Source organism: Candidatus Harpocratesius sp. (assembly GCF_054039255.1).
The window spans coordinates 33,586-49,362 of sequence record NZ_JBPLBG010000014.1; the positions used below are offsets into that span (position 1 = coordinate 33,586).

The 15,777-nt window shown below is 32.1% G+C and carries 12 protein-coding genes and 1 tRNA gene; 6 read left to right on the top strand and 7 right to left on the bottom strand.

Features of this window, described 5'->3' with window-relative positions:
* Positions 1-30 precede the first annotated feature (30 nt).
* From ACXLDF_RS03075 to ACXLDF_RS03090, 4 genes are all read left to right on the top strand, one after another.
* A complete protein-coding gene (locus ACXLDF_RS03075; protein WP_457557025.1) occupies positions 31-819 on the top strand; it encodes a hypothetical protein in 789 nt (262 codons plus the stop codon).
* A gap of 375 nt (positions 820-1,194) precedes the next feature.
* The gene (locus tag ACXLDF_RS03080; RefSeq protein WP_457557026.1) at positions 1,195-1,806 is read left to right on the top strand and encodes an indolepyruvate oxidoreductase subunit beta; all 612 of its coding nucleotides are present in this window, start codon (positions 1,195-1,197) and stop codon (positions 1,804-1,806) included.
* On the top strand, positions 1,799-3,709 hold the full coding sequence (iorA, locus tag ACXLDF_RS03085; RefSeq protein ID WP_457557027.1) for an indolepyruvate ferredoxin oxidoreductase subunit alpha: 1,911 nt from the start codon (positions 1,799-1,801) through the stop codon (positions 3,707-3,709). Before ACXLDF_RS03080 ends, iorA begins: the two co-directional genes overlap by 8 nt.
* A gap of 96 nt (positions 3,710-3,805) precedes the next feature.
* Positions 3,806-5,182 (top strand): acetate--CoA ligase family protein, encoded by a 1,377-nt coding sequence (locus ACXLDF_RS03090; RefSeq protein WP_457557028.1) that lies wholly within the window; start codon positions 3,806-3,808, stop codon positions 5,180-5,182.
* Between the two features lie 243 nt (positions 5,183-5,425).
* On the opposite strand, the gene ACXLDF_RS03095 is transcribed toward ACXLDF_RS03090, so the two are convergent.
* On the bottom strand, positions 5,426-7,375 hold the full coding sequence (locus ACXLDF_RS03095) for a B12-binding domain-containing radical SAM protein (RefSeq protein WP_457557029.1): 1,950 nt from the start codon (positions 7,373-7,375) through the stop codon (positions 5,426-5,428).
* A 491-nt stretch (positions 7,376-7,866) separates the two neighbouring features.
* Here ACXLDF_RS03095 and ACXLDF_RS03100 point away from each other — a divergent pair.
* A tRNA-Leu gene (locus tag ACXLDF_RS03100) sits at positions 7,867-7,950 on the top strand.
* Between the two features lie 273 nt (positions 7,951-8,223).
* Complete coding sequence (locus tag ACXLDF_RS03105) at positions 8,224-8,607, top strand: RidA family protein (RefSeq protein WP_457557030.1); 384 nt, start codon at positions 8,224-8,226, stop codon at positions 8,605-8,607.
* 57 nt (positions 8,608-8,664) lie between these two features.
* Here the strand turns inward: ACXLDF_RS03105 and ACXLDF_RS03110 are convergent, their stop codons facing one another.
* From ACXLDF_RS03110 to ACXLDF_RS03135, 6 genes are all read right to left on the bottom strand, one after another.
* On the bottom strand, positions 8,665-8,910 hold the full coding sequence (locus ACXLDF_RS03110) for a hypothetical protein (RefSeq protein WP_457557031.1): 246 nt from the start codon (positions 8,908-8,910) through the stop codon (positions 8,665-8,667).
* Between the two features lie 113 nt (positions 8,911-9,023).
* A complete protein-coding gene (locus tag ACXLDF_RS03115) occupies positions 9,024-9,899 on the bottom strand; it encodes an FAD/NAD(P)-binding protein (RefSeq protein WP_457557032.1) in 876 nt (291 codons plus the stop codon).
* Positions 9,900-9,901: 2 nt separating this feature from the next.
* Complete coding sequence (locus ACXLDF_RS03120) at positions 9,902-11,074, bottom strand: 4Fe-4S dicluster domain-containing protein (RefSeq protein WP_457557033.1); 1,173 nt, start codon at positions 11,072-11,074, stop codon at positions 9,902-9,904.
* A gap of 18 nt (positions 11,075-11,092) precedes the next feature.
* The gene (locus ACXLDF_RS03125; protein ID WP_457557034.1) at positions 11,093-12,133 is read right to left on the bottom strand and encodes a ferredoxin family protein; all 1,041 of its coding nucleotides are present in this window, start codon (positions 12,131-12,133) and stop codon (positions 11,093-11,095) included.
* 1 nt (position 12,134) lies between these two features.
* On the bottom strand, positions 12,135-12,581 hold the full coding sequence (locus ACXLDF_RS03130; protein ID WP_457557060.1) for a hydrogenase iron-sulfur subunit: 447 nt from the start codon (positions 12,579-12,581) through the stop codon (positions 12,135-12,137).
* 184 nt (positions 12,582-12,765) lie between these two features.
* Positions 12,766-15,774: an FAD-dependent oxidoreductase gene (locus ACXLDF_RS03135; RefSeq protein ID WP_457557035.1), complete on the bottom strand. Its 3,009-nt coding sequence runs from the start codon at positions 15,772-15,774 to the stop codon at positions 12,766-12,768.
* Positions 15,775-15,777 lie beyond the last annotated feature (3 nt).

A 15,777-nucleotide genomic window follows, 5' to 3' on the forward strand; every position in this document is an offset into this window, starting at 1 on the left:
AGAATAACGAAGCTAAAAAGGATCGATTATATGGAAAATCTTCACAATACTCAGTATAAGCATTATATTTCTCTTATTTTGTTTAGTTATCTTAGCTTTTTTCTTTATTTTGCTGAAATTTGGATTAATTATATTGATTTTTCAAAAAATATCGATATTTCTTTTGTATTTTATAGTATTATTGTATTTTTGGTAGTTTTTGGGAATATAATTAGTATTAAAGAATTATTTCGACCAAACTTAAAACGATCAAAATTTTTCTCGATTATTGGTTGGATTTTTATTTTTTATATAATTAGCTACTTAATTTTCTTATATTTTGTTTATTTTGATCAGTTTAGATTAGAATGGCCTTCAATTTTTATTGTTTATCCTTTTTTATATGAAATGATTGGTTTTGAAAGGTTTTTTCATATAAAATCGAAGAATAATCAAAGAATTAGAAGTTTTTTTAATTTTGCTGCAATAATTTCAAATATTTCGGTAATAATAGTAGGATTACTTCTCTGGCGTTCATATGAATTCAGTACTATCCAACATATATATGGATATCTCATGACAATTGCACTTTCAATTGTATTATTTGAAGTTCTTTTTCAAATTTTCTTTAAGCGTGCCACTTTTTCTATTGCTAGTTATACAGCGCTTCATATTTTATTTTTTACATTGATTATAATAGTAGCATTTCTGTTTACAGCTCAAATTTCCTATTCTAACAAGATTCCATTTTTCTACTTAATAATAACTACAGGTTTTGCACTACGCTTTAAAATCTCTGTTCCAATCTATAGTGCTAAAAGTATGAGTTATTCGATTTAGTTGAAATTAATTTAGAGAATTATTATTCAGTGTCGATTAGTCCTCAATACGACAATTCTTTCTTGTTTGATTCTTCGACAAATGAATCGAATAATAATACAGATCAACTAATATTAATTTCAAAAATTCAGCGATTCTTTTTATTTCTAAATATAGGATAAATTTGAGAATAGTTCTCTTAACATTTCTCGTTGTTTTCTTTAATACATTAAAAATATTACTTAACAAAAGCAAAAATTCGAAATTTTAAAAAAAGCAAGCACGAACTTGCATAATGGGAATTCGATCCCGTAAAGGAAAGCCTTTTTTTTCGACTCAACTTAATACACTCAAGAATTGCTAGCGTGGAGTTTGTAATTAAAAAAGTTGATTTTTATGACACTATCAAAATTTAATTGTTTTACAATTGGTGTGGGAGGTCAAGGAGTTATTCGGGCAACTCATATTTTGGCGGATGCTGCTATGGCTGAACAAAATCCAGTTAGAACTGCAGAAACCCATGGAATGGCACAGCGAGGAGGGTCTGTCTCAGGATATCTGCGTTTTGGCAAAGATGTTCACGGACCTTTAATTCCAAAACATGGTGCTCATGTGGTAATTGCGTTAGAACCAAGTGAAGCTCTTCGATCGGTTCAATATGCAAACCAAGAAACATATTATTTCATTAATTCCAGTCCAATATTGCCACTTTCAATATATCAAAACCGGAAAATTTCGTATCCAAATTTGGAAACTATAAAAGAGGAATTATCAAAAATAACTCCCCATGTATATATTATTGACGCATTGGAATTAGCTGAACAAGCAGGAACAAGTAAATCCCTAAATGTTGTAATGCTTGGATTTGCTGTAGGTTCTGGAATCATTCCTTTAAAAAGCGAGACTATTGAAAAATCTATTCAAAAATTCGTTCCAAAAAAAGCATTACAAATTAATAAAACAGCATTTCAATTAGGATTTGATGAAGGAGGAAAAATCCATGAGTGAGAAACCAATACCTAAAATAGTACAGGACGATCCGGGCTATAAAATGATAATGTTGGGCAATGAAGCAATCGCACGAGGAATTTTTGAAGGAAATGCCATTGTTGCTGCTGCATACCCTGGAACACCATCTTCTGAAATAATGCCTGTTGTTGCTCAATGTGCTAAATATCATCCTGAAATGAAAGTAGAATGGAGTGTTAATGAAAAGGTTGCCTTTGAAATTGCATATGCAGGATCAATGTGTAATGTACGGGCTGTAGCTGCTATGAAACACGTAGGAGTCAATGTTGCATCTGATGCTTTTATGACTGCAGTATATCATGGTGTTCGTGGTGGAATGGTATTAATCTCAGCAGATGATCCAAGTCAATTTTCCAGTCAGAATGAGCAAGATAACAGATACTATGGACTTCATGCACTGGCACCTGTATTCGAACCATCCACACCACAAGAAGCAAAAGATATGATGAAATTTGCCTTTGAATATTCTGAAAAATATAACATCGTCGTAGTTTTCCGCACTACAACCCGATTAAATCATGGTAGAGCTGATGTAGTCTTTGGAACTATAGATAAAAAAGAGCAAACAGCTGAATTTGATTGGGATCGAAATCGATGGGTTTGTGTTCCTTCAAATACACGTCCTCAAAGAGCTGATCTGCTTCATCGAATGGCTCGAATGACAAATGATGCTGATGAATTCCCTTTTAATAAATTAATTTTATCAGATAAAACAGTTAATGGAAAGAAAATTGGATTTGTAGCAGCAGGAATAGCCTATTCACATTTAAAAGATGCTTTAGTTGAATTACAAATAGAAAACTCTGTTTCAATATTGAAATTAGGTTTGGTAAATCCTCTACCACCTAAATCTTTAGAAAAGATGTTAAAACATGTTGATGTTCTATTTGTTGTTGAAGAATTAGAGCCTATTTTTGAAGAACAGTGCAAAGCACGTGCATATGAATTTGGATTAAGCAATTCGGTTGAAATTCATGGAAAAGACTTACTACCACAACAAGGAGAATTGCATCCAGAAACAATTACAGCCGCAATCGCAAAACTCTGTAAAATTGATTATTCTATTTCAGAAATTCCATCATTAGAAATTTCAGCACCACCAAGATTACCCCAAATGTGTCCTGCTTGTTCCCATAGGAATATTTATTGGGTAATGAAAAAGGTTGCTAAGAAATTAAAAAAGAAATTCGCAAATAATAATGATATTGGCTGTTATTCACTCGGTGTTTACAAACCTTTGGAAATGGCAGATACTGCACTATGTATGGGTGCAAGTATTGGTATGGCAAATGGAATGGCTAAAGTTCTTCCAGAAGATGTCATTGTTACTGCATTTTTAGGAGATTCAACCTTTTATCATTCTGGTGTGGCACCTCTACTTAATGCAGTGTATAATAAAAATGATATTTTAATAGTAATTAGTGATAATAGTTTTACGAGCATGACAGGTGGTCAGAATAATCCATCAAATGGAATATTATTAACTGAAGAAGTTGGAACGCAAATTCCCATTGAAGAAGTAGTAAAAGGATGTGGTGTTCCAGCAGATAAGATATGGATCCATGAAGCTTATGATATGGAAGGATTAATGAAAAAATTTGAAGAAGCAGCTAAGGCAAGTGGAGTTAGGGTGTTTATCAATCGTCATATGTGCGCTTTACAAGAATTACGGGTATTTAAAAAGCAAAAAGTAGTTCTTCCAGTTGTAAAAGTTGATCCTGAAAAATGTATAGGATGTCAAATTTGTGTTCGGCAATTTGGTTGTCCTGCAATTAATTTCAATTTTGAGACCAAAAAAGCCTATATTGATCAGTCTCAATGCCGATCATGTAAAACATGTATCTATATCTGCCCTCAGCAAGCATTTTATGTAGAAAAATAATTATTCAATCATTCTCTATTATTTAATTTTTAGAACACAAGAAAATGATTAATAATTTGTTTTTTATTTCTTTCATTATGGAATCGTGATAAAAAAATGACTAATTTATTCTTTTCACCAAATTCAATCGCCATTATTGGCGCAACTGAAGATCCTAAAAAATTTGGAAACGCAGTTACTTCAAATATTGTTAAAAATCCAAAACTATCTGCGAAGATTTTTCCTATCTCTCGATCCAGCTCAACAATTCTTGGATTAACTGCCTACCGTAGCATTTTAGATGTTCCAGAGTCAGTGGATTTAGCCATTATTCTTGTTCCTGCAAAATTTGTCCCCAGTGTAGTCGATGATTGCATTGAAAAAAAAGTTAAGCGTATTATTATTGTTACAGCAGGTTTTGGTGAAATCAGCCCCAAGGGTAAAGAAATTGAACAAAAAATGGCACAAAAATGTCGCAATGCTGGAATTAGAGTTATTGGTCCAAATTGTGTAGGAATCCAAAATATTGATATTGGTATGAATGCATCATTTATTCAAGACCCTCTTCCTGGGACAATTAGCATGGTCTCCCAAAGTGGTTCATTTGGTTGTGCGATCATGGATGGTCTAAAGTGGAATGATTTGGGAATGTCGAAGTTTGCCAATATCGGTAATGCAATGGATGTATCCTTCGATGAAATTCTAGAATTCTTTAATATCGATCCAAATACACATGTAATCGCAATATACTTGGAAGCAGTTAAAGACGGAGCCGCATTTTATCAAGTAATGAAAAAAATTGCCCCAAATAAACCTGCAGTTGTTTTGAAGGGAGGGAGAACTCAAGCAGGAATGGCAGCTGCAGGAAGTCATACTGGTTCTCTTGCATCAAATTATACTGTTCTTAAAGCAGCTGTTGATCAAGCAGGGGGTATTATGTGTGAAAATATTGAAGATTATATCACTGCTTTGAAAACATTTTCTTTGCTTCCTATTCCGAAAGGTGCTAATATTGGAGTATTAACAAATAGCGGAGGTGCTGGGGTTTTATATTCTGATAGCGCTGAAGAATTAGGTCTAAAATTAGCACCATTTTCTGAGCATCTTAAAGAAAAATTGAAACCTTTAGTAATCGATTTAGTTCAAATGGTAAATCCTTTAGATATGATCGCTGGTGCCAATGAAGAAAATTATTATCGTGTTACTAAAGCAATGTTGGAAGAAGACTCTGGAATTGATATTGTGGTGCCTTGTGGTGTCTATCCGCCATTCTTAGGAATGAAATTTGAAAAGAATCTTGAAGGAATGATACGTGCTTGGGATGAAACTGGTCGTAAAAAACCATTAATTCCATTATTAGTATTCGGAAGTGGATATGAAAAGGTCAAGGAAGTAGCGACCCATGAAGGAGTTCCTATTTATTCAACACCTCATGAAGCTGCTTATGCAACTAAAGTTTTAATTCAGCGGATGAAGGTTCTTAATCGAAAGTAAATTACATCACACAAATTTTTTTTCAACTTCTATATTAATCCTATATTTCAACCTAGAATCTTGTTAGCTAAACAATTTCTTACAGAAAATATTGACTATTCAAAAATCATTGAAAACTAATTCGCACTTATTAGTACATGTTATCTTGAAAATTTGACTATTGAAATGCATAGATTCTGAGATTCTGAGACAGAAAAATAGAAAAAAGAACAAAAATATTTTTTTTTTTAATTCAGTAGAAATTTAGATTTTCCCTCCAGCTTTTTTCCAATACATCTTAATATTTCTGGATTTCGAAAAGGTTTGGCGCCAAGCCATTTGCACTTCAGTTATTGATAATTTTAAATGGCGTAACCTTGAGTTTTCTTGAATTTTTGCTAAGAGCATTTCTTTACTAGGGATTTTTTTTAGTTGTGAACGGACCCATTGATATGATTTATTTTGCTTAATCCAGTCTTGAATCATACTCTTCACGATTATTAAAATAGTGTGAGTTCCTTGATTGTATTCCAGTCTTTGCATCCTTGGTTGATAAATAATCGTTTCTCTACCTGTGATTCGCATAAAAATATACTTTATTTCTTCAATTAATGCAGAGATAAAAAGGAAAATTGATTTTAATCTATCTGAGTATGTGGGTTTACCTAATACTTCCCTTGCTAATTGAATTGCTTGTTTTGTTTTTTTTCGAATTCTTCTATTTGGAGCGAAGATGTATAAAGTTAAAAGTGTAGGTCGAGCCAACATAGCCACTCTTTCAATTTTTCTAATACGATATTTGAAATAAGCATCATGATGAGGATTTTCGACTTTTTCGTATCTTAATGTTTCATGATTCCAATTATATCCATTTTTTTCTCTAAATTTGAAATCATTTCTGGCTGTTTTCAATCCCATCAAAGCAGTTATTGTCATATTGAGGAGTCCTGCTCCAGTATGTAGATATTTTTTTCTAAATGCGCGTTTCAAGTATAAAAAGTGTTTTTTTGGATCTGTAATGTATGGATGTATCCAATTTAATTCTTCAGCTCCTGTATATCGAGTATAAGGTACTTGATTTAAACTTTTAAGCAAACCATTGCTTTTTAATCGATTATAAAGTGTTGTCCGTGGCATTGGTGTATAATTCATAAATTGGGTTAAATCTGCACCTAAACTAATTACCCAATCTATATCTGCCTGCAACTCAGCTTCATCATGATGTTCTAAAAATAGAATTGCAGATGAATTAACAGAAATTCCTTTCTGTTGAAGTTCTTTGAATAATTTCTTAAAATCAACATTTTTAACCTTTTTATGAGACCATTTTTTTGATTCAACTCCAATCCAAACCATTTTTACACCTAAACGAACAAGAAAATCAATACCCATTCTAGTTATTGTTTCAGCAGAAGAAAAGATTTCAAAAGCATAATTTTTCATATTTTTTTCCATGGCTTTTAATAAATCTCTGGCAGTATTTGGTTGCTTAAGAAAATTCTCATCCATAATAGAAAAACCTGTCGCTCTTATTTCTTTTTCTGATTTAAGACAAGCTTCAAAGCAAGCATTTCCATCTGTAAGCAGCGGTTCATAATGTTTATTAAACATATGTGAAGTTGCACAAAATTCACAACCATTTTCGCACCCTAAACCAGGTAAAAGAACTGAAGCGTGAGGGATAGTTTGATAGCCGTATACTTTTTGAGATATTGGATTTTGAATAACCGGATGAATTATTGGTTGTGATAATCTGTCATTTTCTCCAAAATATTGCTGTAACCAGCGCACTCCTTCACCTATACATTTTTCATCAAATGGAAGGATTTTATCCAATTCAGGAATAGTTGTACCATAACCACCTAATATAATTTTAATGTTAGGGTAATTTTCCCGAATGTATTCTGTCATTCGTTTGGCTTTTAAGACATTTGGCACAATAAAATTGATTCCAACATGTGTATATTCATTTTTAGCTAATTCTTTTGTAAAATCTTTCCATCTAGGAAAATCTAAAATGGTAGTTGGAATGGAAATATTTTCAGCTAATAGATATAAGGCGAAAGTCCAATAGTGCTGTCGGGGAGAGTGAATCCCTTGTTGGCGTGTAATTTGATTATTTAATAATTCCATCTGCATCCCAAGACCTTCAACATATTGATTTTTTACACCATAAGGACCAAAGACAGCAGTTAAAAGTAATTTTTGATTCATTGTCAGTCAATTCTTCTTTAAAAAGTATTTTCAGTATTTTTTGTAATCACATTAAACAAATATCTAATCAATCAAACAATTATTTATATAATTGTCAAGTAAACATTGTAGAACAAACAACATATAAAGTTATTTCCAACAAATCCTATTCGTAAAGATTGTTATCTTTATTATTTTTGACTGAATTAGCAATATTTTAAGATTTTTCCCATTTAAATGGGTTTAAATCATCAAAATTTTTACACATCAATAATAGACATTTAAGAAATTTTTCTTTTAGAATATTTAGTTAAATAATTAGATATTATTATAATACTTTCAATTTAAGTATACTTCTTTAAATTATTCACAAATGGACTTTATTCTATTCTAATTTAATTTATTGCATCATAGGAACCAGCAATTTTTTATGAAATGGCTTGCTTATATTCTTGATTCCAGTAGCATTATCTATTGAAGAACATTTTTCATATTCATCTTGGAAAAAAAAAGCGGGGATAATCAAGTCTGGTCCACGATGCTGGACTCAGAATCCAGTGCATAGCGCCGCGAGAGTTCGAAGCTCTCTCCCCGCATTAGAAATTTAAATTAATATTTTAATTGATAATTTTAGAATTCTTCGTCTAGATAAATAAAAAGTGAATTTTTAACTCTGATTTTATCATTTAAATAAATTATTTATTTGAAACTCTATTTATCAAGAACTTTATCAAAAGAAAAGTCCATATTTCAATAAAAAAAGAGAATAACCTAATAAAGATGAAAAAAATTTAAATTATTAATTCAAAATTTAAGAGGGTTAATTATATTAAGATAAAACTCCAAATTATGTAAAGAGAGATGATCATATGAATAAAAAGGAAGTGATTAATGGAAGAGCCCCGTTTAGTGATGCGGTAAAAATAGGGAACGTTGTATATATTTCTGGACAAATTCCAAAGAATCCTCAAACAGGAGCATGGGATCCGAAAATAGAAGGTCAAACTACTCAATGTTTGGAAAATATTAAAATAATTTTAGAAAAAGCAGGCGGTCATGTTTCTGATATCGTTAAAATTACAGTTTTTTTAACAGATATTAGAAATTATGCTAAAATGAATAGTGCTTACATCGATTTTTTTAAGAAAAATGGAATTGAGAAAGAGCTTCCTGCTCGATCAGCTGTTCAAGTAGGGAAACTCATGTATGAAGAATGGAACATTGAAATTGATGCTGTAGCGATTCTTGAATAAGCGTAAAATATTAAATTATCTTTAGATCTGATATGATCTTTTTAATATTTTAAGATATTAAATAGAATTTTGGTCTGCATGCTTTTTTGGAGTAAAACCATGGCACGCATTATAATTGAAAAGCGGACCAGACCATAATTCACAATATCCCAACGCCTCGGGATTAGCAGAGCAATATTCATGAATATCATTACCTTCTACTTGGCAATTAAAGAAATAATAACATTCTTCACATCTTAATTTTTTATTTGACTTCTCAGCTGAATTACCAGCTGAATTATCTGGCTGATTTTCGATTTGCATGGAAATCTCCTTTTTTTTTCTGATTCATTATTTCCATATTGATGGAACGATACCACATTATGAAATAGACCCCAAATATATAATTGTAATGCAAAAAAAAAATTTTGAGCATTTTATTCATCACTTAAAAGTGTGTTTAATTCTGCTTGAGAAAAAACAGGTCCATCGATGCAGACGAATTTACTACCTATATTACAACGTCCGCACTTTCCAATCCCACATTTCATCCTTCGCTCAAGCGAGAGATAGATTTGTGGATCTGTGAACCCTAATTCTCGAAGAATAGGAAGAGTATATTTAATCATGATTGGTGGCCCACACACAAAAACAAGAGCATTTTGAGGTGAAGGCGCAACTTCTTTAGTAATTGTTGGCACAAAGCCTACTTTTTTATCCCAATTTGGATGAAATCTGTCAATAGTCAGATGAACTTTAATATCATTCATTTTTTCCCATTCAGATAACTCTGATTTATAGCAGAATTCTCCCGGATTTCGACATCCATAAATAATTGTGATATTTTGAAAGTTCTTTCGGTTTTCTGAACTTAAAATAAAAACAATCAAAGAGCGCAAGGTAGTAAAAGCAAAACCACCTCCAATTATAACAAGATTTTTTCCTTCAGCTTCTTTCATTGGCCACCCATTACCAAATGGGCCTCTTATTCCGATTTTTTTACCTATTTTAGCAGAATGAAGATGGCTTGTAACTTTTCCTGTTTTCTTCACAGTAAATAATAAATAATTTTCCTCAGTTGGAGAACTGGCAATTCCTATGGGAGATTCTCCTACACCAAAAATATTTAACTCTGCAAATTGACCTGGAATGAAAAACTTGTAAAATCTTTCTTTAGCAGTTGGATCATCAAAGATTAACTTAAATGTCTTTAAATCTTTTTCATCATTTTCAGTAGTAATACTTTCTATTGTAACAATTTCTGGAATATAGGGATTTTGAATTGGCTGATGATTTTGTTGTTCTTTTAGCACTATTACTCACCTTTTTGAACTTTTTTTGCAATTTCTTGAACGTTAATTAAAGTTTTTCTAATATCTTGATTTACTGGGCAAACTTGAATACATCTACCACAGCCCACACAACCCAAAATTTCATAATTTTTAAGATAATAATTGAATTTATGATAAATTCTTTGCCGAGTTCTTTTTTCTCCAGCAGCCCGGGGATTATGCCCTGATGCTTCCAATGTAAACAAAGGAATTTGACATGTATCCCAAATTCTAACTCTTTTTCCTATAGATTTCCCAGCTATATCAGTTTTTTCAATTTTTTCCTGCACATCAAAACAATGACATGTTGGACAAATGTAGCTACATGCGCCACATTTTAAACATGTACGGGCGATTTTTTGCCATATTTCATGGTTGTAAAGACTTTCAAGTTCCATTTCAATGTTATCTAAATTAAGAGAAACTCGAATTTGCTTATAGGCGTGAGAAGCATTTTGATCTTTTAATTTTAAATCTTCTAATGAAGCATTTGAGAAAGATTCAACATAAGGCTTAAATTTTTCACCATTAGGAGAAATAATCTGAAAAAGATACTTTTCAGGCAGTTCATATAAAACTGCATCGAAACCCTCTACTGAGTATGGTCCACCATTTACAGATGTACAGAAACATGTAGTCATTGGCTCATTACATGCAAATCCAATCAGCAATGTATGATTTCGTTTATTGAAATAATAAGGATCACTATATTTTCCAGAAGAGAAAAATATATCCAATATTTTAAAGGCCCGTGCATCACAGTTTCTTATCCCAAAAATGATTTGATTATTAATCTCTGCTTCTTTTTCTGTAATCTTAACATTGTTACCTTCTATTTCATAGGAAAAAAGCACTTCATGTTGTGGGAATAGAAACTTTTTTGGAGCTATACGAATATTTTGATATTCTGGAAATTCATATTCTTCATTTAAAATATCAACATAATCAAAAATTAACTCATAGTTTTTGTTTTGTTTTTTTGTCTTTTCTTTACTCTTTTCTTTACTTTTTTCTTTACTTTTTTCTTTATTTTTATGAGTCGGAAGTATGAGTCTATATTCTTTACTTAATCTTTCCAAGAATATTTTTAGTTCTTCTTTTGGAATAACTTTTAAGCAATCTTGATTATTTTGATTCTGATTTCTTGTCCCTTCCATGTATCTTTTCACACCTACCTATTCCTCACTCATAATAAATTCTTGAGGATCTTCATTATTATAAGATCCCAGTACGGATTTACTTCCTAATTCTACCTTTTCAATGTTCCAACGATCTCGTACAGATTTTCGTAGTTTTTTATAAATTAACTGAATATCTACTCCTTCTGGACAAGCACGGGAACAAGCATCACATCCTGCACAACGCCCTGCTAAGTGGAGTGCTCGTGTCATATGAAATAAAACCTTTTCAGAAAGATCGTCATTTTTATCAAACCATTGAGGTTGGTTTTGATCTATGAAACATATTTTGCAATAACATAGAGGACAAGCATTCCTACAAGCCATACATAAAGTACATTTTTCCAATTCATTCGTAAAATAATTCCATCTTTCTTGGGAAGATTTTGCTTCAAATTCAATAACATCTTGATACTCATCAATATCTTGATACTTAATTAATTCTTCAGAATTAACTGTTAGTTTATTGGCAGAAACTTCAATTTGGTAATCAAATTCATCAGGTATTTTGTTTTTACAGAATAAGCAAGAATCAGATAGAATTTTATCAAAATTTATGATTTGTTCTTCTTTATGAGTCAATATTTTAATCTTAGTTCCTTTAATACTTCCCTTAACTATTTCAGGATTTCCAATTATTTTCTTAATTTTATTTAAATCAATAATTCCATAATCACAAGGTACACCGATGATAATAACATCTTCTCGTTTAATTTGCTTCTCATTTATTAAAACAATTAATGAATGAATCTCACAGTTTTTTAAAATAATTCCTACTTTTTTGGTATGAGGTTGTTCTAAAAGAAATTTTACAAGATTTAAATTACAGTATTCTGTCCAAATTAAGCGCTCAATATCATCTTCTGATTCAATAAATAGAGGTGCTGCAGTTAATGGTAAAGGCCCGGGTTCAAATCCTAAAATATACTCCACTTCTTCTTCTAGTAGAATCTGCTTTACAATTCTTTTCAGTGAATTTTGTATTTCTTCCATTTTTCCAATTTTTTCTATTTCTTTATTCTCTTCTTTTTGTTCCATTTTAATCACCCCCACTCTTCATTTGGGTAAAAAGTCGATTGGGACCCAATTTCTTTACTTGTTCAGTAACCTTTTTAATAAATTTTGCAAAAGCGACTCCTTCAGCAGCAGATACCCATGAAAAATTAACACGTCCTTTCTCAATTCCCATGAATTCTAAAAGATCTTCGATTATGGAAAATTTTCGGCGTGCATAATAATTTCCAGATATGTAATGACAATCGCCTGGATGACAACCACTAACAAGGACCCCATCCCATCCGACTTGCAAACTTTTCAAAATAAAAAGTGGATTAATTCGACCTGAGCATGGTACTCGAACAATTCGAACATTAGGGGGATATTGAATTCTGCTTACCCCTGCGAGATCAGCACCTGCATAACTGCACCAATTGCATAGAAAAGCCAGAATTTTTGGTTCCCACGATTCATCTGAAGTATTAGTAATTTCAATTTCATTAAGTGTGCTCAATTCGTTATTATTTTTAATCTTATTAATTTCCTCTTCTTCCAAAATAGATGCTTGCCCAATATTCTTGATATCTACGGCTTGCTTTTCTTTATTTTTTATATTATTATGCATGTTTTCTTGATTTTTTATATTATTTGAATTCATAATCTATGGCCCTCCACTATTTTAGCTCGTTAATAACGAGATATATTTCCTCATTGGTAAATCCGAATAAATCTATGGCTGAACCTCGACAACTAGCTGCACAAGCACCACATCCTTTACATAAGGCAGAATTTATCTCAGCAATATTTCGATCCTCATTCATCGTTATAGCATTATATGCACAAATTTCTATGCATAAACCGCAACCAGAACACTTTACAGCATTAATTGATGCTACAATACCTTCTGTTTCAATTTCATCTTTACTCAAATATGTTAAAGCACGGGAAACAGTTGCATTAGCTTGCATAATTGATTCATCAATGGTTCGGGGAGAATGAGCTAAACCACATAGAAAAATTCCCTCTGTTGCAAAATCTACAGGTCGAAGTTTAACATGTGCTTCTAAGAAAAATTTATCATCATTAAGTGGAACTTTCAACATGGGTGCCAATTTTTCATTAGATTCATAAGGAGGCCTGATTCCTACACTTAATACTAAAAGATCTGGAAATAAGTCAAGTGAGCCAATATTGGGTGAGCTTACATGAAGAATTAATTTGTTATTTATATTTTCAAGCTCAGGAAGGGATTCAGGTTCAAAGCGGATAAATAAAACACCTTTAATTCGAGCTTCCCGATAGAATTTTTCCTTAAGACCATAAGTGCGTATATCACGATAAAGGATAATTACTTCCTTTTTTGGATATAATTCTTTAAGTTTTAATGCATTTTTAATGGCTTCAGAGCAACAAACTCGACTACAATATGGATATTCATCATTTCGAGAGCCGATACATTGAATCATCACAATTTTCTGAACATCTGATCCAATATCTTTCTTGAATAATTGTTTTTCAAACTCGATTTGAGTAATTACTCTTGGATCTTTAGAATATAAATATTCTGTAGGTTCATAAGGTACACCACCAGTAGCAACTATGATAATACCATGCTCCAAAGTTGTTTCTTTTCGTTCACCGTTATCAATATAATGGATGGTTGTTTTAAAATTTCCAATGAATCCATCGATCGATTCAATTTCGGTTCCCAAGTATACATCCAATTTAGGATTTGAATTTGTTTGATTAATCAGATTTGAAATATAATCTTGAACACTCTCATGTGTTAGCATTTCATGAATATTTTTTGCAAATCCTCCCAATTCATTAGTTTTCTCAAGGATATAAGTATGAAATCCTTGTTTTGCAAATCCTAAGGCAGCAGTTAAGCCAGAAATTCCACCGCCAATTACTAAAACCTTATGTGACATTTTTAAAATAGTTCTTTTGAGCGGTTCAATTTTATTCGCCTTAGCCACAGCCATTCTAACCAAATCTTTTGCTTTCTGAGTAGCTGCTTCAGGTTCATGCATATGTACCCAACTACATTGATCTCTGATGTTTGCCATTTCAAAAAGATATGGATTTAACCCAGCTTCTTGTAGTGTTTGCTGGAAAAGCGGTTCATGTGTTCGAGGAGTGCAAGACGCTACAATGACTCTATTTAAATCATGAGTTTGAACACTTTCGACTATTTTTTGTTGAGTATCTGCAGAACATGTATAAAGATTATCTTCAGAATATTCTACATTCTCCAGTTTACTCGCATATTCAACCACTCCAGGCACATCAACGACCCCTCCGATGTTGATCCCACAGTGACAAATGAATACACCGATTTTTGGGGGATCTCCTTGAACATTTTTTTCAAGAGGTAATTCTTTCTTTGTGATAAGCGTATTTCGAACAGAGTTTAATAACATATTTACATGTGCAGCACTTGCACTTGCTTGAATAACACTTTCAGGAATATCTTTTGGTGCACTAAATGCTCCACATACAAAAATTCCTGGTTTTGATGTTTTAGATTGTTCGAAATTATCTGTTTGACAGAAATTATATTCATTAAGTTCAATACCTAATACTTTGCTTAATTCTATCGCATCAGATGGAGGAGTTAAACCAACACTAAGAACAACCATGTTATATTCTTCAGTTTTTATTGTGCCATCTTCAGCTTCATAATTTAAGAACAAATTATCATTATCAGGATTTTCAACAATGGAAGAAATCCGGGAGCGTATATATTTGATTCCATATTCATCTTTAGCTCTATCAATATACTTATCAAAATCTTTACCGTAGGCTCTTATGTCCATTGTGAAAATTGTAGGATTAACTTGGTGTTGATGTTCTTTGGCGATTACAGCTTCTTTTGCTGTGTACATACAGCAAACAGAAGAACAGTACGGATGAGCATGATGAACATCTCTTGATCCGATGCACTGAATAAATGCAACCTTTTCAGGAATTTCTCCATCAGAAGGCCGTAAAACCATTCCTGAATAAGGGCCACTAGCACTTAAAATTCGTTCAAATTCAATACTTGATACAACATTTTTATACTTTCCATATCCATACATTTTTAATGGAGTAGGATCAAATTCGTCAAAACCAGGAGCTAAGATAATTGCACCAACATTAATTACTTCTTCAATCTTTTCTTGAGTGTATTCTACTGCATGTGCCTTACAAACACTTTGGCATATTCCACAACCGATACATTTTTCCTTATCGATAGAAAAAATCAAAGGAACAGATTGGGGATACTTTACAGATATTGCATGATTGATGACCATTTTTTCATTATATACATCGATACTTTCCATGGGACATTCTTGAGCACAAACTCCACATCCAGTACAAGCATCTTGGTTAATATATAGTGGATTTTTTAATAAACGAACTTGAAAATTCCCCGCTTCGCCCTCTAAACCAAGAATTTGTGAGTTAATTATAAGATTTATATTTGGATTGCGCCCAGTCTCTACGAGTTTTGGTGAAAGTATACACATCGAACAATCATTGGTTGGAAATGTCTTGTCTAATTGAGACATAACACCTCCAATACCTGCGCTTTTTTCAAGTAAATAGACTTTAAATCCGGATTCTGCTAGATCCAATGATGATTGAATTCCAGCAATTCCACCTCCGACAACTAAAACTGCACCAATTTTTTCCACATT

Coding starts and splice junctions, on each gene's coding strand:
- ACXLDF_RS03075 (WP_457557025.1), top strand. CDS start 31: ATGGAAAATCTTCACAATACTCAGTATAAGCATTATATTTCTCTTATT.
- ACXLDF_RS03080 (WP_457557026.1), top strand. CDS start 1,195: ATGACACTATCAAAATTTAATTGTTTTACAATTGGTGTGGGAGGTCAA.
- iorA (WP_457557027.1), top strand. CDS start 1,799: ATGAGTGAGAAACCAATACCTAAAATAGTACAGGACGATCCGGGCTAT.
- ACXLDF_RS03090 (WP_457557028.1), top strand. CDS start 3,806: ATGACTAATTTATTCTTTTCACCAAATTCAATCGCCATTATTGGCGCA.
- ACXLDF_RS03095 (WP_457557029.1), bottom strand. CDS start 7,375: ATGAATCAAAAATTACTTTTAACTGCTGTCTTTGGTCCTTATGGTGTA.
- ACXLDF_RS03105 (WP_457557030.1), top strand. CDS start 8,224: ATGAATAAAAAGGAAGTGATTAATGGAAGAGCCCCGTTTAGTGATGCG.
- ACXLDF_RS03110 (WP_457557031.1), bottom strand. CDS start 8,910: ATGCAAATCGAAAATCAGCCAGATAATTCAGCTGGTAATTCAGCTGAG.
- ACXLDF_RS03120 (WP_457557033.1), bottom strand. CDS start 11,074: ATGGAAGGGACAAGAAATCAGAATCAAAATAATCAAGATTGCTTAAAA.
- ACXLDF_RS03125 (WP_457557034.1), bottom strand. CDS start 12,133: ATGGAACAAAAAGAAGAGAATAAAGAAATAGAAAAAATTGGAAAAATG.